Raw genomic sequence first — 21,278 nt, forward strand, 5'->3', positions numbered from 1 at the left:
AGCTTCTCCAGCTTGCGGCTGACCTTGAAGCCCGGCCCCTTCTCGGCCAGGAACATCGTCATGCCCTTGTGGCGGGGCTGCGCCGTCGGGTCGGTCTTGACCAGCAGGGCGAAGCAGCTTCCCTGGATGCCGTTGGTGATCCAGGTCTTGGAGCCGTTGATGACGTAGTCGTCGCCGTCGCGCTTGGCCACCGTGCGGATGGCCTGGAGGTCGGTGCCGCAGTCCGGCTCGGTCAGAGCGAGGCCGCCGCGCAGCTCGCCGGTGGCGAAGCGCGGCAGGAAGGCGGCCTTCTGCTCCTCCGTCCCCGTCTTGGTGACGATGAAGGCCATGATGAGGTGCGAGTTGATGATGCCGGACAGCGACATCCACACCGATGAGATGCGCTCGATCATCTTGGCGTAGGTCGAGGGGCGCAGGCCCAGCCCGCCGTACTCCTCCGGGATCGTCGCCCCGAAGAGGCCCAACTCCTTCATCCGCTCGACGATCTCGTCGGGGTAGGCGTCGTCATGCTCCAGCTTCAAGGCGACCGGCCGGACGTGGCGGTCGAGGAAGCGGTCCACGCTGTCGAGGATCAGGCGGTCCTGCTCGTCGCGTTCCGCGTCGGTCATGGTGTTGGCGTCGCTCATGGCGTGTTTCCCGGATTGATTGGTCAGCGGACGGACGGCGACAGCACGGACAGCGAGTCCGCCGCGCGCGGGCTGGCGTCGAGGCCGAGGACGGCGTCGGCGATGCGCGCCGCGGCGGTCTCGTTCACGGTCATGGCGGCGTTGCCGCGGTACTTGTCCACGATCTCGGCGTTGGACAGCGGGCGGTCGGCGGCGCCGCGGTTGATGTGCTCGCGGTGGCGCAGTTCCCGCCCGTCGTCGAGCGTGATGACCAGTTCGCCCGAATAGGCTTTGGGGAAGGGCGAGTCCGGGTCATGGCGGTAGGACACCTTCGACGCGATGTCGAGTATGGCCGCGTCGCCCAGCGCGTCGTTCTCCAGCTCCGCCAGGGTCAGGCGACCGCGCACCAGCGCGGCGGCGACCAGGAAGGGCACGCTGAACTGCGCGTCGTAGGAGTTGGAGGGCCGCTTCTTGTTGGCCTCCGGCTCGCAGACGGTCTTGACCACCTGCTCGGGCACCAGCGCCTCGATGCGGCGGATGCGCGCGAGGTCGAGGCCATCGCGGCGCAGCTCCAGGGCGGCGTCCACGCAGGCGTGGGTGAAGTGGCAGGCCGGGTAGGGCTTGATCGCCGTCGCCATCAGCTCCCACGTCTCGCCGAGGCCGGCGGTGGCGATGCCCAGATCGGCGCGCCCGGCCTCCTTGCCGAGATAGGCATTGAACAGGCCGAAGCGGCCCTCGTAGGGGCGGGTGACGCCGGTGAAGCCCTCGCGGGCCAGCGCGCCGCAGTGATGCCCGCCGCCGCCGCCCAGCCGGGATGCAGGCGCTTGTTCCAGGCGCCGTCCTCCAGGAACTCCAGGCTGCCGCTCGCCATCGACAAGGCGATGCCCTGGGCGGCGGCGAGCTGCGCGCGGGTCAGGCCAAGCAGACGGCCGGCGGCCAGCGCGCAGCCGAAGACACCGATCATGCCCGTCGGGTGGAAGCCCACCTGATGGAAGCCGCCGCGCGCCACCGCGCCGAGCCGGGCCGCCACCTCGACGCCCAGCACATAGGCGCTGACCACGGAACGGCCGTCCGCCCCGGTCATCGCCGCCGCCGACAGGACGGCGGGCATCACGCTGGCGGTCGGGTGGATGACACCGCCGATGTGGGTGTCGTCGTAGTCGAGGCCGTGGCAGAGCAGCCCGTTGACCGTCGCCGCGTCGCGGGCGGGCAGCGAGGCGGGCATGCCGATCACCGGCACCGGCCCTTCCCCCGCCAGCCCGCGCAGGGCGGTCAGCGTCTTGTGGGCGAAGTCGTAGCGGGTCGAGGCGAGCGCGATGCCCACGGCGTCCAGCATGTGGTGCGGCGCGCGGGTGCGGACCTCCGCCGGAATGGCGTCGTCGGGCGTGTCGGCGACGAAGGCCGCCAGCGTGGCGGCGATCGAGTTGGTGGCGGAATCGGTGGCGGGCATGGTTCCTCCCTTTTGTTCTTCTCGGGCCATCAGTGGTTTCGGACAGATCCTTTCAGATTGTCCGGATCAGTCGCCGATGCCGTGGCCCCGCTTGGGGACGAGGCTGGCCCGCTCGAAGGTCACGAAGACCGTGCCGTCGGCCTTGTAGCCTTCGGTGTAGGTGGTCACGATGCCCTGGGTCGGGCGCTTCTTGGATTCGCGGACGTCCAGCACCTTGGAGCGCGCGTAGACCGTGTCGCCGGGGAAGACCGGGGCGACCAGCTTGATCTCCTTCCAGCCGAGGTTGGCGACGGACTTGTAGGAGACGTCGTCCACCGTCATGCCCAGCACGATGGCCAGGGTCAGGCCGCTGTTGACCAGCGGCTTGCCGAATTCCGACTTCTCGGCGAAGGCATGGTCGCAGTGCATGGGGTGGCGGTTCATCGTCAGCAGGCTGAACTGGATGTTGTCCGCTTCGGTGATGGTCCGGCCGGGGCGGTGCTCGTAGACATCACCGACGGTGAAATCCTCAAGGTAGCGGCCAAGGTCGGCGACGATGGTCCGCGGTTCCTGAACATCGGGCATGGGCGGGCGTCTCTTGTCTGCGGATCGGAGGGATGAGTGCGGGGCGCCGATCATTTCAAGGTGACATGTTCAGCGCGTGTGATAGCATGTTGTACGTACAAATAGCACGCCCCCTCACCCTTGGAAAGCGTTTTCATGGCCAACAATCCGCAAACCCCGGCAACGGCGCCGGAATCGCCGGTCCGCCGCTCCTACCTGTTCGTTCCCGGCGCCCGTCCCGACCGTTTCGCCAAGGCCCTGGGAGCCGGTGCCGACGCGGTCATCATCGATCTGGAGGACGCGGTAGCCCCCGGCGACAAGGACAGCGCCCGCGCCGCCGTCGGCGCCTTCCTTCGGGAACATGACGGCGCGGGCGGCCCAGCGGTTTTCGTTCGAACCAATTCGGTGCGCAGCCGCACCGGCCTGCTCGACATCCTCGCTTTGACCGATCTTCCGGATGGTACTGCGCCGCGCTGGGCGGGAGTCCTGCTGCCGAAGGTGGACGGGGCCGAGGACGTCCGGCTGGCCGCCGGGCTTCTCGACGAGCGCAATCTGCCTGGCGCGCTCGGCGCGCTGATCGAGAGCGCCGACGGGCTGGAGAACGTCATGGCGATCGCCGCGGCCTCCCCCCGCCTGTCCTTCCTGATGTTCGGCGGGGCCGACCTGTCGGCGGAGCTGCGCGTGCCGCTGTCCTGGGAGCCGCTGGTCCAGGCCCGCACCCGCATCGTCCACGCCGCCGCCCGCTTCGGGCTGGACGCGCTGGACATGCCGTGGATCGCGCTGGACGACGAGGAGGGCTACCGCCAGGAGCTGGCGCGCAGCGTCCTGCACGGCTTCACCGCCCGCTCGGCCATCCATCCCAAGCAGATCACCGCCATCCACGACGCCTACACCCCGTCGCCGGAGGCGGTTCTCCGCGCCGGGCGGGTCCTGGCCGCCTTCGAGGCCGCGGGCGGCGGGGTCTGCGTGCTGGACGGCAAACTGGTCGAGCGGCCCCTGGTGCTGGGGTCCCATCGAATCCTGGCATTGGCCCGCCGCGCCGGAATGCTGTAGCCAGGGATTGACCGTTCATGCGCACCGCGCCACCGCCACTTGTACGGACCCCCATGACCACGCAAGAAACCCCGCCCGCCCCCTTTCCCCTGCTGCTGGCGGAGGTGACCAGCGTCCAGACCGTCGCCACCCTGTCGGTCCTGACGCTGGCGACGGTCGCCCCGCTGGCCGCCGCCTCGCTGGGGGTGGGGTCGGAGGCGGTCGGCTACCAGATCAGCGTCATCTACAGCGCCGCCGCCCTGGTGTCGGCCTTCGCCGGGCTGGTGGTCCGCCGCTGGGGTGCCGGGACGGTGGGCGTCCTGGCGCTGGCTTTGGGGCTGGTGGGCTGCCTCGGCATCGCCACCGGCTTCCTGTGGGTCGCGGCGTTGGCGTCGGTGCTGCTTGGCATCGGCTACGGGCTGGTGAACCCCTCCTCCTCCCACCTCTTGAACCGCTTCACCCCGCCGGCCCGGCGCAATCTGGTCTTCTCGCTGAAGCAGACCGGCGTGCCGCTGGCCGGCGTGCTGGCCGGACTGACCCTGCCGGGAATCGGCGAGATCGCCGGCTGGCGCGGGGCGGCGCTGGCGGTGGCCGGCATGTTCGCGCTGTTGCTGGCCCTCTTCGCGCCGGGCCGCCGGGTGTGGGACGACGACCGCAGCCCCGGCCTGCCGATCCGCGGCAACCTGATGGAGGGGCCGCGGCTGGTCTGGCGGGTGCCGGCGCTCCGCGGCTTCGCCCTGATGGGCTTCTTCTTCTCGGCGATCCAGCTGTCGCTGATGGCCTTCACGGTGAACATGCTGGTGCACGACCTGCACTGGTCCATCGTGTCCGCCGGGCTGGCCGTGTCGGTGATGCAGGCGGCGGGGGCGGCGGCGCGCATCGGCTGGGGGCTGCTGGCCGACCGGCTGCGCTCCGGCGTGGCGGTGCTGGGCGGCATCGGCGTGCTGTCCGCAAGCGCCGCACTGGCCACCGCCGGCCTGGGGCCGAGCTGGCCGGTGCCCGCGGTGATCGGTGTTCTGACGGTGTTCGGCATCGCCGCCATCGGCTGGAACGGCGTGTTCCTGGCGGAGGTGGCGCGGGTCGCCCCGAAGGGAACGGCCAGCACGGCGACCGGCGGCGCGCTGATGTTCACCTTCTCCGGCGTGGTCGTCGGGCCGGCGCTGTTCGCCACCCTGTTCAACACGGTCGGCAGCTACGGCGAGACCTTCGCCCTGATGATGGCCTTCCCGCTGGCCGGGGCGGCGGCCGTCCTGTTCTGGTCGCGCCGCAAAAGCTGACGGCAAAGGCCATAGGCCCCATCGCGCATAGTTGTCCGTACAATAATGTTGGCACTCCCCACTGTTTTCCCCTATGATCGTTCGGACAAGCGGGCCAGAAGCGTCCGAACGCAATCTTGGGAGGGAAGCCGATGTTCAATCCGTCGCTGTTCAGGCCATTCTGGGCGAAGACGCTGCTGGTGGGAATGACGGTGGCCGGGCTGGCCGCCGGATCGCCGGGCCAGGCCCGCGCACAGGCGGCGCCGGTCGAGATGGTGATGACGGACGAGATCGCGACGTCCCACTGGACCGCCAAGATGATGGACGAGTATGCCGCCCTCATCGAGGAGCGCTCGAAGGGCCGCATCAAGCCGAAGGTCTTCCACTCCGGCACGCTCTACAAGGACAAGGACGCCGTCGCCGCCCTCGGGTCGGGCGCCGTGCACATGGTCTGGCCGGTCAGCGTGCAGCTTGAGAGCATCGCCCCGCAGTACGGCGTGGTGAACCTGCCCTTCGCCGTCACCGACGCCGCGATGTCCAAGCCGGAAACCGCGCAAGAGGTCTCCAAGCTGCTGTCCGGTCTGGTGGCCGACAAGGGCATCCGCGTCATGGGGCTGATGCGCACCGCCGACCTGATCTTCCTGTTCAAGGACAAGGAGGTCGACTCCGTCGGCGACCTGAAGGGCAGCAAGATCCGCCTGACCGGCGGGCGCGTCCTGCAGCTTCTGATGCGCGACTTCGGGGCCAGCCCGGTGTCGATGCCCGCCTCCGAAATGGCGGCGGCGCTGATGCAGGGCGCCATCGACGGCATCTACACCTCCGCCGGCGGCTGGGAGATGGTCGGCACCAACGCCGCCAAGGTCGCCTCGCTGGTGCCGGGCATGAGCCTGCTCACCTACTCGGTCCTGGTGGATGACAAGTGGATGAAGGGCCTGCCCGACGACCTGCGCCAGGTGGTGGAGACGACCACCAACGAGATCATCGCCAAGCAGTGGCAGCGCGCCATCGACGCCGACAAGAAGACCATGGACCAGATGATCGCCCAGGGCGGGCGTCTGGCCGTGGCGCCCGAGGCGGAGCAGGCGAAGTTCCGCGAGATCGCCAACAAGGTCAACCAGGACTATGTCCGGCGCTACCCTGAGATCTGGAAGCAGTATCAGGCCATCGTCGGCAACAAGAGCTGAGGCGATCCCCCTCGCTTCACCTCGCGGTGCGGGCGGCGTTCCGGAAGGAGCGCCATCCGCACCGTTTTTTTATGCGTGCTCAGACCGACCGCATGAGGCCGCCGTCCACCCGGATGTTCTGCCCGGTGATGTAGCCGGCCCCGTCGGAGGCGAGAAAGGCGACGGTCGCCGCGATCTCCTCGCTCTTGCCGTAGCGGGCCATCGGGACGCCCTGGCGCCGCTCCTCCGTCGCCGGAAGGCTGTCGATCCAGCCGGGCAGCACGTTGTTCATCCGCACATTGTCGGCGGCGTACTGGTCGGCGAACAGCTTGGTGAAGGAGGCCAGCCCGGCCCGCGCGACGGCGGAGGTCGGGAACATCGGGCTCGGCTCGAAGGCCCAGGCGGTCGAGATGTTGATGATCGTCCCGCCCTTCTGCCCGACCATGACCGGGGTCACCAGCCGGACCGCCCGGACGACGTTCAGGAAATAGACCTCGATCCCCTTGTGCCAGTCCTCGTCGGTCAGCTCCAGCAGGCCTTTTCGCGGGCCGTGGCCGGCGCTGTTCACCAGCGCGTCGATGCGGCCCCAGCGCTCCATCGTCCGGCTCACCAGACGCTCCAGATCCTCGGCGGACTGGTTCGAGCCGGTCACGCCGATCCCGCCCAACTCCTCCGCCAGAGCCTCGCCCTTGCCGGAGGAGGACAGCACCGCGACCTTGAATCCGTCCGCCGCGAGGCGCCGCGCCGCCGCAGCCCCCATGCCGCTGCCGCCCGCGGTGATGATGGCAACCTTATCGCCCATGATTCGTCATCCCTCTCCTGCCGGAACGGTTCGTCCGTTCCTTCTCTCCTCCTGTATCGCACCGGACGCAGGACGGGGCCAAGGGAAGCGTGCGTGTGCCTTCGGGCGCCGATCAAGGACAGCGCCGGATTCAGGGCCGGTCAGAGGGTGAGCAGGAAAGCCAGAGACGCGACCGGAGCCGCCGTGACGAAGCCGACGGCGACGAAACGCTCGACCGGGCTCCAGGACGCCCAATCCCGCTGAAGCGAGGACAAGAACGACTTCATGATCCCTCACGGACCGGCTGATGTTGCAATGCATATAAGATACGGTTTCCGAGGGCGTTCGTGCCAGGGGCGTGGCTTCCGTATCGCGAAATATCGGGGGGTGATGCAGCGCCGCCACAGGCCGGAAAGCGGCACTCCGAAAGGGCTTTGCCGGGGCGGGACCGTCAAAGGTTGCCCATCGGCCACAGGGACCGATGGACGCTTCAAGGCGACACGCCCTCGCCGAACAAAGCAAGGATTTGCGCCGCCGCCAGCTCCGGCGGGATCGAGGCGATGCAATGCGCCTCCGCCGCCGTGCAGCTTTCCGGCGGACAGGGCGCAAGCGCCGCCACGGGCCGCAACACCAGCGCCCGTGCGCACCAGGGCCGGAAGCGCTCCGGCGCGTGGACGTGGTTGGGGTCCCCACCCTCCGGATGGCAGGAGAAGACGGCGACCGGCACGCCCACGGCGGCCCCGAGATGGGCCGGACCGGAATCCATGGCGATCAGCCCCGCCGTCCGCTCGATCACCGCCGCCGCCGAGCGCAGCCCGGTCCGCCCGGTGAGGTCGGTGACCCGCCCCGGCAGGGCTGCGGCGATCCGCTCCGCCGCCGCCCGCTCCAGCTCCGTGCCGAGAACCGCCACCCGCGCGCCGAGCGCGATCGCCACCACGGCGACCACCGCCGTCAGCCGCTCCGGCGGGTATTCGCGACGCGACGCGGCGGCCCCCGGCGCCACGGCGATGATCCGCTCCCCCGCCGCATCGGCCAGCAAAAGGGCAGCCTCCGCCCGGTCCTCCGCGGTCAGGTGCAATTCCACCCCGGCGCCGTCCGGCACGCCGCCGGCGAAGCGCAGCAAAGCGAGGTTCTGCTCCACCTCGTGGCGTCCCGGCGGGGGCGTCAGCCGGTGGGTGTAGGCGCGGTCGAAGCCGGCGTTGCCCGACGCCTTCCAGGGCGTGACCGCCTCAGAGAATCCAACAACGGCGCGGGCACGGCTGTTCGCGGCGAGCGCCGTGGCGCCGTGGCGGTCGAAATCGTAGCGGGGGACCAGCGTCAGGTCGAAGCCGGCGCGGAACGCCTCCGCGAAGGCCGCCGCGCCGCCCGGCGTCACGCCGCGCAGGTCGATCCCCCCGGCCGGCTTCGGATGAGGCGCCACCACCGCGTCGACATGCGGGCAGGTTTCGGCGAGGTCGGCCACCGCCGGGCGCACCGCCAGCACGATGCGCGCCTGTGGCGCCGAGGCCCGCAGACCGCGCAGGAAGGGCGTGGCGAGCACGAAGTCGCCCACCTCGTCCAGCTTCACCACCAGGATGCGCTGGGCGGATGAAAGGTCGAAGACGGCGTCCGTCATGCCGCGCTCATGTCGATACGGGCGGGAGGCAAGCCGGCGCACCAGCGCCGCCACGCCATGCGGTAGCCGGCCTCGACCGCCCGGGCGTACCCTATCTCGTCCATCAGGGGGGAGCGCGCCATCCGCTCGCGCAAGCCCGCGCGTTGCGCCTCCAGAAAGGCGCGGTCCGTGGCCAGCCGGACGGCGAGCGCCACGTAATCGTCCTCGCGCTCCACCACCAGCGCGTCCAGCCCGACGCTGCCGAGCATCGTGGCGCCCCAGCGGGAGATCATCGCCTCCCCCGCAATGGACAGCACCGGAACCCCCATCCACAGCGCGTCGCAGGTTGTCGTCCCGCCGTTGGCGAAGACGGGGTCCAGCGCGCAATCGAGCAGCCGATAATCCTCGTAAGGGTCCGGCGCGGTGCCGCGCAGCAGCAGCCGCGACTCCGCGACTCCATGGGCAGCGAAGGCGTCCAGCACCCGCCGCGCCACCCCGCCGCCGGACAGCCCCCGCCATTTCAGCATCAGCCGCGCCTCCGGCACCGCCGCCAGCACCCGCCCCCACAGCGCCAGCGTGGAGGCGTTCAGCTTCGTCAGGTTGTTGAAGGAACCGAAAGTGAACACTCCCGCCGTCTCGACCGGCGGGTGGGCGGGCAGAGTGACGACAGACTCCGCAGGGCGGTAGCACAGCACGCTTCCCGGCAGACGGATCAGCTTTTCCGTATGCAGGGCGTCCGCGCTCTGTGCGGCGAAGCGGTGGTCGGAGAACTGGTAATCCATCGCCGTCAGGCCCGTCGTGTTCGGGTAGAGCGGCAGGCTGACCTGGACCGGGGCCGGGCGGCGGATGAACAGCGGCATGCGGTTGCGCGACATGTGCCCGCCGCAGTCCACCAGCACGTCGATGCCGTCCGCCCGGATCAGGCGGTCCAACTCGCTGTCCGGCAGGGCCGCGACGGCGCGCCAGCGGTCGGCCAGTGCCGCGAAGCGGTCCGTCGCCGCGTCCTTCGGCAGGTCCACGTAATAGCAGGTCACCTCCACCGCCGACCGGTCGTGGCGCTCGATCAGCGGCAGCAGGAAGTGATAGCCCGGCCCCGGATAGCGCTGGAAATCCGGTGACAGGTAACCGACGCGCAGACGACGCTCCGGATCGCGGTCCACCGCGTCGAAGCGCGGGGCGGCGGGCGGCACCGGCATCACGGCGCGCTCGAAGCGCCGGTGTTCCTCGAACACCGCGCCGAGGTCGCCCCCTTCAGCGAAGCACAGGCAGAACAGCAGGTTGGAACGCACCTCCGCATCCTGCGGCGCGCGGTCCAGCGCGGCGCGCAGGGCGGCCACCGCCTCGCCATGGCGGCCAAGCGCCATCAGCGCGACGCCCAGGTTGGAACTGGCCAGCGCCTCCCGCTCCGCCGTGCGCAGGGTCAGCGCCCGCCGCAGCAGGGTGAGCGCGTCGTCGAAGGCGCCCGCGTCGATGGCGTGGGAGCCGAGGTTGGTCCAGCCGGCGGCCCCGTCGGGCTGCAAGACCACCGCACGGCGGAACCAGGCCCGCGCCTCCTCGTGGCGCTTGGCCCGGTGCTGGACGGCCCCGGCGTTGAGGGCGTGGCCGCCTTCCTCCGGGTCGGCACGGACGGCGCGGCGGGCGGCGGTCGCGGCCTCCTCCACCCGTCCCAAAGCCGACAGCGCCATGCCAAGCCCGGTCAGCGCCGTCGCGGAGTCCGGGGCCAGCGCCAAGGCGCGACGGTAGCAACGCGGCGACGCCGCGGGATGTCCCCGCTCCTGCCACAAATTGCCCAGCACCAGCAGGGCGTCGGGAGCCGGGGTCAGCACTGCCGCCCGCTCCAGCCACGCTGCCCCCTCCCGCCAAGGCCCCGCGGCTGCCAGCGCCGCGCCCAGGATCTTCGCACCCTCGCCGTGGCCCGGCTCCAGCGCCATCAGCCGCCGCCCCGCCTCCGCCACACCCGCCCTATCGTCCAGCGCGTGGCACAGGCCGGTCACCTGCTCCTGCGCCTGGACGAGCAGCGGCGCCAGGGCGGCGGCGCGGCGGAAGGCGGCGAGGGCGTCGCGCGGGCGCCCGGCGTCACGCAGCGCGGCTCCCTGGTTGTAGACCGCCAGCACCTCACCGGGAGCGAGCGCCGACGCCCGCCCGTACCAGTCCGCCGCCGGGCCGGGCCACCCCAGATCGTACAGCGTGTCGGCCAGCGCGTTGGTGGCCTCCCCATCCTCCGGCGCCAACGCCAGCAGGCGGCGGAAGGCCCGCGCCGCCGCTGCCGCCCGGCCCAGCTTGGCGTGGGCGGCGGCCTCCAGCCGGTGATGATCGGAGACCAACGGGGCGAGGCGGGCGGCGTGGCCGTAGGCCTCCGCGGCCTCCGCCCAGCGCCCGGCCGCCTCCAGAACGCGGCCCAGGTTGAGGCGGAAGACCGGCTGGGCGCCATCCTTCGCCACGGCCTTGCGGATCAACGCGATTCCGAATTCCGGATCGCCGGCCTGCGCCGTCAGCAGGCCCAGCAGGTGCAATGCGTCGCTCTGCTCCGGCACTTGGCGCAGCACCCGCTCGTAGAGGGGCCGCGCCTCCGCCAGCCGTCCGTTCTGGTGATGGACGACGGCCTGGGCCAGCGTCTCCTGGAGCGTGGAGGGGAAAGAATCGCGGCTGGCGCTCATGACGGTCCGTGTGTCTGGCCCGCGGACGGGGCTTCGGGGGGCGCAGTGTAGCGCGCCGGCACCGCCGCGGGTACGAATGCCTTGATGCCGCCGGGATCGTCCGCCAGCAAATTTTCGGTCCGGACCGCGCAGGAGTTCCCGACCGCCCGCGTATCACCACCAACAGGCTCCCTGGAGCCGGCCGGACGGCCCCGGATGCAGGCCAGGATGCAGGAAGGAGCAGAGGATGGCCGTGTGGCGGTGATCGACGAGGATGACGACGAATCGCTGATGGCCGAAACGGCCGCGGGGAACCGGGCGGCCTTCGACCGGCTGACCCGCCGGCACCTGCGCCGGAGCCTCGCGCTCGCCCACCGGGTGGTCGGCAACGCGAGCGACGCGGAGGAGGTCGTGCAGGACGCCTTCCTGCAGATCTGGACGCACGCCGACCGCTGGCGCGGCGACGGGACCCGGTTTTCCACCTGGCTCTACCGCATCGTCGTCAACCGCTCGATCGACTACCGCCGCCGCAGGCGTTTCCAGCCGCTGGACGACGCGGTGGAGGTGGCCGACCCGGCCATCGGCGCCGACGGGATGCTGGCGGAACGCCAACTCGGTGCGGCGGTGGACGCGGCGATCACCGCCTTGCCGGAACGGCAGCGGGCGGCGCTCAGCCTGTGCTACTACCAGGAGATGAGCTGTGCGGAAGCATCGGAGGTTCTGAACGTCTCGGTCTCGGCTATGGAAAGCCTGCTGGTCCGGGCGCGGCGTGTGGTCCGCACCCGTCTCAACTCCCTGATCCGTCAGAAGGACGGCGACGAGAAATGACACTCAAAGAGTTCAAGCGCTTCGCCGACCTCTACGGCGGCGACATCGACCGCTGGCCCGCGACGGACGGCGTCGATGCCCTGACCCTTCTTGAAGACTCCGCCGAGGCGCGGGCCATCCTAGCCGACGCTGCGGCGCTGGACGCCCTGCTCGACCGCGCCGCCCCGTCGGTGGACGAGGACGGCGTGCGGCGGGTGATGAACGGCATCGCGGCACGGCTGGACGCGCCGCCGATGGAGCGTGCCCCCGCCCCCTGGACCCTGTCGGCACCACCCATGCGCCTCTGGCCGACCGCGGGATTCCTCGCGGTCATGGGGATGGCGGGTTTCCTCGCCGCATCCCAGGGGGTCCTGCCGGTGCAAGGCGCCCAAGCGAACGGTTATGCGGAGGTGGTGGTGAACAGCAGTTATCTGGGGGCGATCCGATGAGCCGTCCCATCGGCGGTCCCGCCGCCCCGCGCCGCTGGCCCTGGTACCTGCTGGTCGGTTCGCTCGGCATGAATATGCTCCTGGGCGGCATCCTCGCCGCGCAGGCGCTGCACCTCATGCCTCCACCGCCGCCGCCCGATCCCGGTCAGGGAATCGCACGCTTCGTCGAACGGGCCGAGCGCGAGCTGTCCCCCGCCGACGCGGTGGTCCTGCGGCGCGGATACGAGGCGGAGCGCACGGCGATCGAGCGCATGCATCAGAACATGGAGGCGATGCGCCGCCAGATCCGCGACAGCATAAAAGCCCCAACCTTTGACCCGGACGGCCTGCGCCGTTCGCTCGAACAGGCCCATGCGACCGAGGCCGAGCTGCGCGGCCGGATGGACAGCCGCGTGATCGAGGTGCTTGGCCAATTGTCGCCCGAGGGGCGCCGCAAGCTGATGGAAATGGGTCCGCCCCGTTAAACGGCCTGTCCGCCCGGCGCCAGCCGGGCGGCGGCGTTGGCGGCACCCATGGCGAGGGCCGCCTCGCGGGCGGTCAGGCCGCGGGCATCCCGCGCGTCGGGGTCGGCGCCGCGGGCCAGCAGGAACTCCACCATCGCGACGCGGTCGAACATGGCGGCGGTCATCAGCGCCGTCCGCCCGTCCGGCCCGCAGCCGTCCACGGCGGCGCCCTCCTCCAGCAAAACCCGCAGCACCGCCTCATCCCCCTTGAAGGCAGCGGCGGCCAGCGGCGTCTGCCCGCGGTCGTTCGCCAGCTCCGGATCGGCGCCGTGGCGCATCAGGTTGCGGGCCAATTCGGCATGGCCGTGGTAGCTGGCCAGCATCAGCAGGCTGTCGCCCTTGTCGTTGCGCAGGTTGGGCGGCAGGCCCATCTCCAGCAGCTCGGTCAGCTCGGCGGTGCCGCCGGACCGCGCCCAGTGGAACAGCTTCCCGGCGAAGGCGATGGTGTCCTCATCGAGTTCCCTGCGCGGCTCCCGTTGCGGCTCCCCCTGCGCTCCCATGGCGGCGCTCCCCCGGTCAAGGTTTCGGCTCAAACCGGGGAAACAACCGCCGCAGCGCTTTGTTGCGCCGTCTCGCCGCGCGCTTCCTCCTGCAGCCAACCGCGGAAGGCGGCGACGGCCGGGCGGTCCTGCATCCCCTCCGGACAGACGAACCAATAGCTGCCGGACGACGCCTCGATCTCCGGGAAGGGCAGGACGAGCCGCCCCGCCGCCACATCCTCGGCGCACAGCATGCGGTCGGCGACGGTGGCGCCCATGCCGGCGGCGGCGGCCTGCATCGCCGGGTCCATGGCGTCGAACACCGCGCCCTGGCGCAGCGCCTCGAAGAAGGGCAGCCCCGCCGCGGCCAGCCAGGCCCGCCAGTCCTGCCCCTCCGAACAGCCGTGCAGCAGCGGGATGGCGCCGAGGTCCATCGGCACCCGCAGCCGCTCCGCCAGGGCCGGCGGGCAGACGACGGTCAAGCGCTCCGGCAGCACCTCCACGGCGGAGAAGCCGGGCGGCACCTCCCGACAATAGGGGATGGCGGCGTCGAATTCCTGCGGGTCGAACTCCAGCCCGCTGCTCCAGGCCACGGTCACCCGCACCTGCACGTCGGGGTGGCGCGCCTGGAAGCGGACCAGCCGCGGCATCAGCCAGCGGATGCCGAAAGAGAAGGCCACCTTGATCCGCAAATCCCGCCCCCGCGCCGCCAGCCGCGCCGCCGTCCCGGCGATGCGGTCGAAGGACTCCGACAGCACCGGCAGCAGGGCGCGCCCGTCGTCGGTCAGTTCGACCCGGCGGGTCAGCCGCCGGAACAGCGGCACGCCCAGCCACTCCTCCAGCCCCATGATCTGCCGGCTGACCGCACCCTGGGTCACGCACAGCTCGTCCGCCGCCTTGGAGAAGCTCTCGTGGCGCGCCGCCGCCTCGAAGGCGCGCAGAGCGTGAAGGGGCGGCAGGGCACGCCGCATCGGATGCTCCATGGATGACTTTCGCTCATCCATCCTATGAGAAAGCATGGTTTGTCGTCCACGCACCGACACGCGATTTTCCGGCTTCGAGGAATGACCGACCGGCGGGAGGGCCGCATGACGAGCATGAGCGGAACGCACGACAAGCGGCGCAGCGGAACGACCACCGGCCCCACCGCCAACCCCAAGGCCGGCTCCTGGCTCTCCCACCTGACCGGCTGGCGGGAGCGGCGGGCGCTGCGCCGCGCCCTGGCCCGCATGGACGCGCATCTCTGGGCCGACCTCGGCTTCGACGAGGCGGCGGCGCGCGAGGAGATGGACAAACCGTTCTGGAGGCGGTGATGTCCGTCTGATCCAACCTACTCCATCGGCCGGTCGAGCGGGCGGCCCATCGCGCCACCCGCCGCAGCACCCAGGGCACAGCCCAGCGCCGCGGCCGGGCCGGTCGCCGGCAGGGCGGCCCCGCCAGTCGCCGCCCCCGCCGCGACGGCGCCCGTCGCCCCCACCGCTCCGCCGGCCAGACAGCCGAGCGTCAGCCCCGCCACCGTATGCCGGTTCTGGTACAGCAGGGCGCCGCCCAGGATGATCGCGCGCTCCGCCCCATCACGCAGCCCGCCCGCGCTGTCGGACAGCCAGCCGCGCCACTCCGCCCTCCCCTCCGATGTTGGCGACGCGGCCTGGGCCACCGGTGCAGCCATAAGCACCAGCGTGGCGAAACCCGCCGCGGCGAGGGGGCGGCCCGTCCTGTGTCGCATGGGAAGCTCCTTTTTCCAGGCCGTGAGGATACGCCATCGCGGCCGGAACGCCGTCCCGAAAGCAGGGATGAGCGACCGCCGACCGGGCTACCCCCTTCGCGTCGGGCCTGTAGTAGATACTTACTGCCACACGGACAATCCGCATCACTAACATTCATGCTGGAGCCACCAACCGGAACGGAGCCAGCCCCCATGGCCAAGGCCATCCACATGATGATCCGGGTCCTCGACGAGGAGCGGTCGCGGGATTTCTACGCCCGCGCGTTCGGCCTGGAATGCGCCGACCGCTACGCCTTCGACGGCTTCACCCTGGTCTATCTGCGCAACGCCGAAAACGACTTCGAGATCGAGCTGACCATCAACCACGGCCGCACCGAACCCTACGCGCATGGCGACGGCTACGGCCATCTGGCCGTCTGCGTCGAGGATCTGGACGGGGAACACCGGCGCTTCACCGCGCTCGGCTACGGCCCCAACCCGATCAAGGAATTCGCGCGGGACGGCGCGCTGATGGCCCGCTTCTTTTTCGTCCAGGACCCCGACGGCTACAAGATCGAGGTCCTCCAGCGCCACGGCCGCTACCGCTGACACCAGGTGCGTGCGGCACTCGAAGCAAAAATCATAATCGGTCTTGGGAGGAAGCGATGCGTTCTCCGACGAGCACAACAGCAAAACCCGCCCCGAACCCCACCATGCACCGGCGCGCCTTCCTGGCGGCCTCAGCCACCGCCGCCGCGGCGACGGCCATCCTGGTGTCGGGCGGGGCGATCCTCTGCCCGCGCGAGGCCTGGGGGTACGAAACCAAGGCGCTGGCGCCCGACACCATGCGCTCGCTGATCCGGGTGTCGCGGGACATCTACCCGCACGACCGGCTGGCCGACCGCTTCTACGCCGTCGCCATGAAGGCGCAGGACGAGAAGGCGGCCGCCGACGCCGCCCTCAAGGAGCTGTACGAGTCCGGCATGGCGAAGCTCGACCGGCTGGCCAAGGCCAAGCACGACGCGCCCTACGCGGAGGTCGGCTGGGAGGCCGACCGGGTCCGGCTGCTGCACGAGATCGAGGCCGACCCCTTCTTCCAGACGGTGCGCGGCGGGCTGGTCACCGGAATCTACAACAACCAGGAGGTCTGGCCGCTCTTCGGCTACGAGGGCGAGAGCGCGTCCAAGGGCGGCTACATCGACCGCGGATTCAACGACATCGAGTGGCTCTGACCACCGGCTCAGGAAGGATGTTTCAGCCATGGCAGCGAAATTCGACCTGAACGACGACAGCGTCGTGGTGATCGTGGGCTCCGGGGCCGGCGGCGGCACGCTGGGCACCCAACTGGCGCTGAAGGGCATCAGGACGGTGATCCTGGAAGCCGGCGGCCGCCACAACATGGAGGATTTCCAGAACGACGAATGGGCCAGCTTCGCCCAGATCTCCTGGCTCGACCCGCGCACCACCTCGGGAAGCTGGCGGGTGTCACGCGACTTCCCCGGCCTGCCGGCCTGGATCGTCAAGGCGGTCGGCGGCTCCACCGTGCATTGGGCGGGTGCGTCGCTGCGCTTCCAGCCGCACGAGTTCAAGACGCGCACCGCCTACGGCGAGGTCGCCGGCGCCAACCTGCTGGACTGGCCGATCACGCTGGAGGAGTTGGAGCCCTGGTACGCCAAGGCGGAGGACCGCATGGGCGTCACCCGCACCAACGGCATCCCCGGCCTGCCCGGCAACAACAACTTCAAGGTCCTGAAGGCCGGCGCCGACAAGATGGGCTACACGGAGTGCCACACCGGCAACATGGCCATCAACTCACAGCCCCGCGACGGGCGCGGCTCCTGCCAGCAGATCGGCTTCTGTTTCCAGGGCTGCAAGTCCGGGGCGAAGTGGTCCACCCTGATCGCCGAGATTCCCAAGGGCGAGGAGACCGGCAAGCTGGAGGTCCGCGCCAACGCCCAGGTGCTGAAGATCGAGCATGACGCCAAGGGCAAGGTGACCGGCGTCGTCTACGCCGACAAGGACGGGGCGATCCAGCGCCAGAAGGCCCGCATCGTCGCGGTGGCCGGCAACTCCATCGAAAGCCCCCGCCTGCTGTTGAACTCCGCGTCCTCCCTGTTCCCGGACGGTCTCGCCAACTCCTCCGGACAGGTGGGGCGGAACTACATGCGGCACATGACCGGCTCGGTCTACGGCGTGTTCGAGAAGCCGGTGCGCATGTACCGCGGCACCACCATGGCCGGCATCATCCGCGACGAGGCGAAGAACAAGCCCGACCGCGGTTTCGTCGGCGGGTACGAGATGGAGACCCTGTCGCTCGGCCTGCCCTTCATGGCCGCCTTCCTCGACCCCGGCGCCTGGGGGCGGGAATTCACCTCGGCGCTCGACGGCTACGACCATATGGCCGGCATGTGGCTGGTCGGCGAGGACATGCCGCAGGAAAGCAACCGCATCACCCTGCACGCCGACAAGAAGGACAAGTACGGGATGCCCGTCCCCAACGTCCATTTCGACGACCACCCCAACGACGTCGCCATGCGCCAGCACGCCTACCGGCAGGGCATGGCGCTGTATGAATCGGTGGGGGCGACCCGCAGCTTCCCGACGCCGCCCTACCCGTCCACCCACAATCTGGGCACCAACCGGATGAGCGAGAAGGCGCGCGACGGCGTGGTGAACAAGTGGGGCCAGACCCACGACGTGGCGAACCTGTTCGTCTCCGACGGCTCGCAGTTCACCACCGGCGGGGCCGAAAATCCCACCCTGACCATCGTCGCGCTGGCGCTGCGCCAAGCCGACTACATCGCCGGCCAAATGGCCAAGAACGCGATCTGATCGCTGTTCTGTCCCATTATTCGGGAGGCTTCGCGGATTACAGCCCCTCTCTTCCGGACGGAGGAGGGGGGCACTCTTTTGCGCTCAGGCCGTCTCGCGTTCTTTTTCCGGGGCGGGAAAAGAGGCCGCAATTCCCACCGGAAGGACGGCGGCGGCCACCGCGGCGAAATCGGTGCGCGCCTCCCGCTCCAGTTCTTCCACGCAGGGGCGGTGGCCCTTCACTTCCTGGGCGTAGGTCAGGCAAGCGCAGCGCAGCAGGCCGGCGAAATTGCGCCGCTCCACTCCGCGGGCCAAGACTTCGTCGTGCAACTTTGACAAGAAGCGACCCAGAGAGACGCCCTGCATCGCCGCGATTTCCTCCAGCGCGTCCCAGAAGGCCGCTTCCAGACAGACGCTTGTCGAGTGACCGCTGAGGCGGACCCGCCGGGTTACCATGCGGAAGCGCTCCGGGTCCTGACCGGCAAAAATTCGGCACATCCCTCGTCTCCTTCCAAACTTCCCCGACTCCTTGAATGCACTATGAACGGAAAATCCGTAATGCGCATTAACTTCCGAAAGACGGAACCCGCCCAGGTCGAGTGAAGAGAGAGAAACATCACCGAATCCGCGCGCGTCGAAAAGCACTGGAGACGCCCAGTCTTCCCCGGATACCACCCCCGCCCGCTGAAATATGCGCTTACCTCAGCCAACCCGGCGCAAAAGAACGAGCGCTGAGAATATGGGGAACCGTTTTCCACAACGCATTTCTGTCACGGAACCCACCCCTGCCGACCCCGTTATTGGTTTCCGGTTTTCGACGCCATTCCGCTGCGCCGCAAAAATCCACTGTATTCGTGGCGAATTCCCCGGCGGCAACCCGACGACACGTCATTGAAGAGAGGATGGAAACATGAGTTGGGCCGGCCAACACCAGTTCCCAATCGGCAGAAACCGAAAAAGAACACGTCCGACCGCCGACTCTCCACACTCCGATTTCACCACCCAGCCCTCGCAGACCCTGATCTGCTTCTCGCACCTGCGCTGGAGCTTCGTTTATCAGCGTCCACAACACCTTATGTCGCGATTCGCGCGTGACCACCGCGTGCTGTTCGTCGAGGAGCCGATCCACAACGACACGCCCGAGCCCTGGCTGGACGTGCGCGAGGATGAGGGCGTCCTCGTCCTGGTGCCCCGCCTGCCCGCCGGCATGGACGGCGAGGCGGCCGTCACCGCCCAGCGCCAGCTTCTCGACCGCTATCTGGCCGAGGAAGGGGTAACCGATCCGATCCTCTGGTACTACACGCCGATGAGCCTCGGCCTGTCCGGCCATCTGCGCGGAGCGCTGGTGGTCTACGACTGCATGGACGAGTTGTCGGCCTTCCACGGCGCCCCGCCGGAGCTGGTCGAGCGCGAGCGTCAGCTGATGGCGCGGGCCGACGTGGTGTTCACCGGCGGCGTCAGCCTCTACGAGGCCAAGCGCACCCTGCACCCCAACGCCCACGCGTTCCCCAGCAGCGTCGACATCGCCCATTTCGCCGCCGCCCGCGGCATCGTCGAGGAGCCCGCCGATCAGGCGGCCATCCCGCACCCGCGGCTCGGCTTCTACGGCGTCATCGACGAGCGGCTGGACATCGCGTTGCTCGACGCCGCTGCCGCGGCCCGGCCCGACTGGCAGTTCGTCCTGGTCGGCCCGGTGGTGAAGATCGACCCGGCCGACCTGCCCCACCGTCCGAACATCCACTATCTCGGCCCGAAGAGCTACGACGACCTGCCGCACTATCTGGCGGGCTGGGACGTCGCCCTGATGCCCTTCGCGCGCAACGAGTCCACCCGCTTCATCAGCCCGACCAAGACGCCGGAATATCTGGCCGCCGGGCGCCCGGTCGTCTCCACCTCGATCACCGACGTGGTGCGCGGCTATGGCGACAGCGGCGTTGTCCGCATCGCCGACGCGCCGGAGGATTTCGTCGCCTCCGTCGAGGCCGCTCTGGCCGACGCCGCCGACCCGGAACGTCTGCGCGCCACCGCCGACCATGTCCTGCGCGACATGTCCTGGGACAAGACGCAGGGCCGCATGAAGACGCTGATGGAGCAGGCCCGCCAGCGCGGACGCGCCGCGCCGCCGGCCCACCGCCCGACGCCGGCGATCCATCCGGCCAAGCATGTCAACGGGCGCGCCGCCGGCCGCCGCTCCGGCTTCGACTATCTGATCGTCGGGGCGGGCTTCGCCGGCAGCGTGCTGGCGGAGCGGTTGGCGGCGGGGCTGAACAAGCGGGTGCTGCTGATCGACCGGCGTCCGCACATCGGCGGCAACGCCTACGATCACTACGACGACGCGGGCGTGCTGATCCACCGCTACGGCCCGCACATCTTCCACACCAACGCCAAGCCGGTCGCCGACTATCTGTCGCGCTTCACCAAGTGGCGCCCCTACGAGCACCGCGTCCTGGCGCGGGTGGACGAGCGCCTCGTCCCCATCCCGATCAACCGGACCACGGTCAACCAGCTGTATGGGCTGGACCTCGACGAGGCCGGCGTGGCGGAGTTCCTGAAGAGCCGGGCGGAGCCGGTGGCCGAGGTCCGCACCTCGGAGGACGTGGTGGTCGGCGCCGTCGGGCGGGAGCTGTACGAGACGTTCTTCCGCGGCTACACCCGCAAGCAGTGGGGCCTCGACCCGTCGCAGCTCGACAAGGCGGTGACCGCCCGCGTGCCGACGCGGACCAACGACGACGACCGCTATTTCGGCGACAGCTTCCAGGCGATGCCGCTGAACGGCTACACGCGGATGTTCGAGAGCATGCTCGACCACCCGAACATCAAGGTAATGCTGAACACCGATTTCGACGACGTGCGGGACGAGATCGCCTATGACCGCATCGTCTTCACCGGCCCCATCGACGAGTATTTCGGCCACCGCTTCGGCAAGCTGCCCTACCGTTCCCTGACCTTCCGGCACGAGACGGTCGACCGGGAGTGGTTCCAGCCCGTCGCCGTGGTGAACGAGCCGTCGGAGGCGGTGCCCTACACCCGCGTCACCGAGTACAAGCACCTGACCGGGCAAAGCCACCCGAGGACCAGCATCACCTACGAGTATCCCGCCGCGCAGGGCGATCCCTACTACCCGATCCCCCGCCCGGAGAACCAGGAGCTGTTCCGCAAGTACCAGGCGCTGGCCGACAACACCCCGGACGTGATCTTCCTGGGCCGGCTCGGCACCTACCGCTACTACAACATGGACCAGGTGGTGGCGCAGGCGCTGGCGGTCTACGCCCGCCTGGAGAAGGAGGAGCAGCAGAGCCGCGGTCTCGCCGCCGCCGCGCGGGCCTTCGGCTCGCTGGGCGCGGAGCGGGAGGTGCGGGTCGCGGGGATGGGGGATTAGGCGCATCCCTTGCCCCCACCCTTCCCACGGCTTCGCCGCGGGCCCCTTCCCTCCCCTGCGAAGCGGGGGAGGGTTAGGGAGGGGG

At 69.9% G+C, this 21,278-nt stretch carries 20 protein-coding genes and 2 pseudogenes; 11 read left to right on the forward strand and 11 right to left on the reverse strand.

The features are described from left to right. Nucleotides 1–2: 2 nt before the first annotated feature. From AMK58_RS24900 to AMK58_RS24910, 3 genes and pseudogenes are all read right to left on the reverse strand, one after another. A pseudogene (locus AMK58_RS24900) lies at nucleotides 3–626 on the reverse strand (acyl-CoA dehydrogenase family protein); the annotation flags it as partial. A gap of 23 nt (nucleotides 627–649) precedes the next feature. Then, a pseudogene (locus tag AMK58_RS31990) lies at nucleotides 650–2,055 on the reverse strand (MmgE/PrpD family protein). A gap of 66 nt (nucleotides 2,056–2,121) precedes the next feature. Beyond that, the gene (locus tag AMK58_RS24910; RefSeq protein ID WP_035682750.1) at nucleotides 2,122–2,619 is read right to left on the reverse strand and encodes a MaoC family dehydratase; all 498 of its coding nucleotides are present in this window, start codon (nucleotides 2,617–2,619) and stop codon (nucleotides 2,122–2,124) included. Nucleotides 2,620–2,754: 135 nt separating this feature from the next. Between AMK58_RS24910 and AMK58_RS24915 the strand changes: the two genes are divergently transcribed. The 3 genes from AMK58_RS24915 to dctP all read left to right on the forward strand — a co-directional run bounded on the left by AMK58_RS24915 (nucleotide 2,755) and on the right by dctP (nucleotide 6,070). Then, entirely contained in the window at nucleotides 2,755–3,651 is an 897-nt protein-coding gene (locus AMK58_RS24915) for an HpcH/HpaI aldolase/citrate lyase family protein (RefSeq protein WP_051140960.1), read from the forward strand. A 53-nt stretch (nucleotides 3,652–3,704) separates the two neighbouring features. Beyond that, nucleotides 3,705–4,907, forward strand: coding sequence for an MFS transporter (locus tag AMK58_RS24920; protein ID WP_051140961.1), 1,203 nt, complete (start codon nucleotides 3,705–3,707; stop codon nucleotides 4,905–4,907). A gap of 131 nt (nucleotides 4,908–5,038) precedes the next feature. Continuing rightward, nucleotides 5,039–6,070: a TRAP transporter substrate-binding protein DctP gene (gene dctP / locus AMK58_RS24925; protein WP_051140962.1), complete on the forward strand. Its 1,032-nt coding sequence runs from the start codon at nucleotides 5,039–5,041 to the stop codon at nucleotides 6,068–6,070. A gap of 79 nt (nucleotides 6,071–6,149) precedes the next feature. On the opposite strand, the gene AMK58_RS24930 is transcribed toward dctP, so the two are convergent. The 4 genes from AMK58_RS24930 to AMK58_RS24940 form a co-directional block, all read right to left on the reverse strand. Next, nucleotides 6,150–6,851: an SDR family oxidoreductase gene (locus tag AMK58_RS24930; RefSeq protein ID WP_035682752.1), complete on the reverse strand. Its 702-nt coding sequence runs from the start codon at nucleotides 6,849–6,851 to the stop codon at nucleotides 6,150–6,152. Between the two features lie 140 nt (nucleotides 6,852–6,991). Beyond that, the gene (locus AMK58_RS31725; RefSeq protein WP_257722163.1) at nucleotides 6,992–7,117 is read right to left on the reverse strand and encodes a hypothetical protein; all 126 of its coding nucleotides are present in this window, start codon (nucleotides 7,115–7,117) and stop codon (nucleotides 6,992–6,994) included. Between the two features lie 203 nt (nucleotides 7,118–7,320). Further along, nucleotides 7,321–8,445: a glycosyltransferase family 9 protein gene (locus AMK58_RS24935; protein ID WP_059399586.1), complete on the reverse strand. Its 1,125-nt coding sequence runs from the start codon at nucleotides 8,443–8,445 to the stop codon at nucleotides 7,321–7,323. Further along, entirely contained in the window at nucleotides 8,442–11,081 is a 2,640-nt protein-coding gene (locus tag AMK58_RS24940; RefSeq protein ID WP_059399587.1) for a tetratricopeptide repeat protein, read from the reverse strand. Before AMK58_RS24940 ends, AMK58_RS24935 begins: the two co-directional genes overlap by 4 nt. Nucleotides 11,082–11,288: 207 nt before the next feature. Between AMK58_RS24940 and AMK58_RS24945 the strand changes: the two genes are divergently transcribed. The 3 genes from AMK58_RS24945 to AMK58_RS24955 are packed head-to-tail and all read left to right on the forward strand — an operon-like array spanning nucleotide 11,289 to nucleotide 12,780. Then, nucleotides 11,289–11,888 (forward strand): RNA polymerase sigma factor, encoded by a 600-nt coding sequence (locus AMK58_RS24945; RefSeq protein WP_051140964.1) that lies wholly within the window; start codon nucleotides 11,289–11,291, stop codon nucleotides 11,886–11,888. After that, nucleotides 11,885–12,316, forward strand: coding sequence for a hypothetical protein (locus AMK58_RS24950; protein ID WP_035682775.1), 432 nt, complete (start codon nucleotides 11,885–11,887; stop codon nucleotides 12,314–12,316). Before AMK58_RS24945 ends, AMK58_RS24950 begins: the two co-directional genes overlap by 4 nt. Further along, entirely contained in the window at nucleotides 12,313–12,780 is a 468-nt protein-coding gene (locus tag AMK58_RS24955) for a periplasmic heavy metal sensor (protein WP_059399588.1), read from the forward strand. The genes AMK58_RS24950 and AMK58_RS24955 overlap by 4 nt, the downstream gene beginning before the upstream one ends. Here AMK58_RS24955 and AMK58_RS24960 read toward each other — a convergent pair. Continuing rightward, entirely contained in the window at nucleotides 12,777–13,319 is a 543-nt protein-coding gene (locus tag AMK58_RS24960; RefSeq protein WP_059399589.1) for an ankyrin repeat domain-containing protein, read from the reverse strand. The genes AMK58_RS24955 and AMK58_RS24960 overlap by 4 nt on opposite strands. A 29-nt stretch (nucleotides 13,320–13,348) precedes the next feature. Next, nucleotides 13,349–14,269 carry a transcriptional regulator GcvA gene (gene gcvA / locus AMK58_RS24965; protein WP_079285270.1) on the reverse strand — a complete coding sequence of 307 codons (921 nt, stop codon included), beginning with the start codon at nucleotides 14,267–14,269 and terminating at the stop codon, nucleotides 13,349–13,351. A gap of 117 nt (nucleotides 14,270–14,386) precedes the next feature. On the opposite strand from gcvA, the gene AMK58_RS24970 reads away from it, so the two are divergent. Further along, on the forward strand, nucleotides 14,387–14,611 hold the full coding sequence (locus tag AMK58_RS24970; protein WP_079285271.1) for a YjiS-like domain-containing protein: 225 nt from the start codon (nucleotides 14,387–14,389) through the stop codon (nucleotides 14,609–14,611). A gap of 17 nt (nucleotides 14,612–14,628) precedes the next feature. Here the strand turns inward: AMK58_RS24970 and AMK58_RS24975 are convergent, their stop codons facing one another. Continuing rightward, nucleotides 14,629–15,024, reverse strand: coding sequence for a hypothetical protein (locus AMK58_RS24975; protein WP_059399592.1), 396 nt, complete (start codon nucleotides 15,022–15,024; stop codon nucleotides 14,629–14,631). 192 nt (nucleotides 15,025–15,216) lie between these two features. Between AMK58_RS24975 and AMK58_RS24980 the strand changes: the two genes are divergently transcribed. Genes AMK58_RS24980 through AMK58_RS24990 form a run of 3 tightly spaced genes read left to right on the forward strand, consistent with a single transcriptional unit; the run spans nucleotide 15,217 to nucleotide 17,835 of the window. Next, entirely contained in the window at nucleotides 15,217–15,612 is a 396-nt protein-coding gene (locus tag AMK58_RS24980; protein ID WP_035682787.1) for a VOC family protein, read from the forward strand. A gap of 56 nt (nucleotides 15,613–15,668) precedes the next feature. Next, entirely contained in the window at nucleotides 15,669–16,235 is a 567-nt protein-coding gene (locus AMK58_RS24985) for a twin-arginine translocation pathway signal (RefSeq protein ID WP_051140965.1), read from the forward strand. Between the two features lie 28 nt (nucleotides 16,236–16,263). Then, complete coding sequence (locus tag AMK58_RS24990) at nucleotides 16,264–17,835, forward strand: GMC family oxidoreductase (RefSeq protein WP_035682792.1); 1,572 nt, start codon at nucleotides 16,264–16,266, stop codon at nucleotides 17,833–17,835. Nucleotides 17,836–17,919: 84 nt separating this feature from the next. On the opposite strand, the gene AMK58_RS29985 is transcribed toward AMK58_RS24990, so the two are convergent. Further along, a complete protein-coding gene (locus AMK58_RS29985; RefSeq protein WP_244621413.1) occupies nucleotides 17,920–18,459 on the reverse strand; it encodes a ribbon-helix-helix domain-containing protein in 540 nt (179 codons plus the stop codon). Between the two features lie 430 nt (nucleotides 18,460–18,889). Here AMK58_RS29985 and glf point away from each other — a divergent pair, with 430 nt between their 5' ends. After that, on the forward strand, nucleotides 18,890–21,193 hold the full coding sequence (gene glf, locus AMK58_RS25000) for a UDP-galactopyranose mutase (RefSeq protein WP_059399593.1): 2,304 nt from the start codon (nucleotides 18,890–18,892) through the stop codon (nucleotides 21,191–21,193). Nucleotides 21,194–21,278 lie beyond the last annotated feature (85 nt).

Source organism: Azospirillum brasilense, assembly GCF_001315015.1.
In the GTDB taxonomy this organism is placed as follows: domain Bacteria; phylum Pseudomonadota; class Alphaproteobacteria; order Azospirillales; family Azospirillaceae; genus Azospirillum; species Azospirillum brasilense.

What these genes read in the sequence shown, in the direction of transcription:
- AMK58_RS24910 (WP_035682750.1), bottom strand. Translation starts at nt 2,619, where the DNA reads ATGCCCGATGTTCAGGAACCGCGGACCATCGTCGCCGACCTTGGCCGC.
- AMK58_RS24915 (WP_051140960.1), top strand. Translation starts at nt 2,755, where the DNA reads ATGGCCAACAATCCGCAAACCCCGGCAACGGCGCCGGAATCGCCGGTC.
- AMK58_RS24920 (WP_051140961.1), top strand. Translation starts at nt 3,705, where the DNA reads ATGACCACGCAAGAAACCCCGCCCGCCCCCTTTCCCCTGCTGCTGGCG.
- dctP (WP_051140962.1), top strand. Translation starts at nt 5,039, where the DNA reads ATGTTCAATCCGTCGCTGTTCAGGCCATTCTGGGCGAAGACGCTGCTG.
- AMK58_RS24930 (WP_035682752.1), bottom strand. Translation starts at nt 6,851, where the DNA reads ATGGGCGATAAGGTTGCCATCATCACCGCGGGCGGCAGCGGCATGGGG.
- AMK58_RS31725 (WP_257722163.1), bottom strand. Translation starts at nt 7,117, where the DNA reads ATGAAGTCGTTCTTGTCCTCGCTTCAGCGGGATTGGGCGTCCTGGAGC.
- AMK58_RS24935 (WP_059399586.1), bottom strand. Translation starts at nt 8,445, where the DNA reads ATGACGGACGCCGTCTTCGACCTTTCATCCGCCCAGCGCATCCTGGTG.
- AMK58_RS24940 (WP_059399587.1), bottom strand. Translation starts at nt 11,081, where the DNA reads ATGAGCGCCAGCCGCGATTCTTTCCCCTCCACGCTCCAGGAGACGCTG.
- AMK58_RS24945 (WP_051140964.1), top strand. Translation starts at nt 11,289, where the DNA reads ATGCAGGAAGGAGCAGAGGATGGCCGTGTGGCGGTGATCGACGAGGAT.
- AMK58_RS24950 (WP_035682775.1), top strand. Translation starts at nt 11,885, where the DNA reads ATGACACTCAAAGAGTTCAAGCGCTTCGCCGACCTCTACGGCGGCGAC.
- AMK58_RS24955 (WP_059399588.1), top strand. Translation starts at nt 12,313, where the DNA reads ATGAGCCGTCCCATCGGCGGTCCCGCCGCCCCGCGCCGCTGGCCCTGG.
- AMK58_RS24960 (WP_059399589.1), bottom strand. Translation starts at nt 13,319, where the DNA reads ATGGGAGCGCAGGGGGAGCCGCAACGGGAGCCGCGCAGGGAACTCGAT.
- gcvA (WP_079285270.1), bottom strand. Translation starts at nt 14,269, where the DNA reads ATGCGGCGTGCCCTGCCGCCCCTTCACGCTCTGCGCGCCTTCGAGGCG.
- AMK58_RS24970 (WP_079285271.1), top strand. Translation starts at nt 14,387, where the DNA reads ATGACGAGCATGAGCGGAACGCACGACAAGCGGCGCAGCGGAACGACC.
- AMK58_RS24975 (WP_059399592.1), bottom strand. Translation starts at nt 15,024, where the DNA reads ATGCGACACAGGACGGGCCGCCCCCTCGCCGCGGCGGGTTTCGCCACG.
- AMK58_RS24980 (WP_035682787.1), top strand. Translation starts at nt 15,217, where the DNA reads ATGGCCAAGGCCATCCACATGATGATCCGGGTCCTCGACGAGGAGCGG.
- AMK58_RS24985 (WP_051140965.1), top strand. Translation starts at nt 15,669, where the DNA reads ATGCGTTCTCCGACGAGCACAACAGCAAAACCCGCCCCGAACCCCACC.
- AMK58_RS24990 (WP_035682792.1), top strand. Translation starts at nt 16,264, where the DNA reads ATGGCAGCGAAATTCGACCTGAACGACGACAGCGTCGTGGTGATCGTG.
- glf (WP_059399593.1), top strand. Translation starts at nt 18,890, where the DNA reads ATGTCGCGATTCGCGCGTGACCACCGCGTGCTGTTCGTCGAGGAGCCG.